This window comes from Methylobacterium sp. AC315, assembly GCF_979253755.1.
The window spans coordinates 1-242 of the sequence record NZ_CEEDEA010000126.1; the positions used below are offsets into that span (position 1 = coordinate 1).

Genomic DNA, 242 nt, shown 5'->3' on the forward strand with positions numbered 1-242 from the left:
GGCGGGCCCGCTCGGCCATCTCGGTGACCGGCGCCGACTGGCGGACGCCGGCATAGGCCCGGGGCTGGGTGGCGCGGACGAGGTCGGCCATGATCCGGTCGCGGCTGCCGCCCGACTTGCCGCCGAGCACGTTCGCCACGATCTGGCGGCCCTCGGACTTGGCCGCGGTCATCAGGTTGAACCCGGAGTCGCGGGTGTAGCCGGGCGTGATGCCGTCCACGCCCTGGACGTTGCCGAGCCGG

1 pseudogene is annotated in these 242 nt (G+C 74.8%); it reads right to left on the minus strand.

Annotated elements, in window-relative coordinates:
* A pseudogene (locus AC0IY0_RS28980) lies at positions 1–242 on the minus strand (D-alanyl-D-alanine carboxypeptidase); the annotation flags it as partial.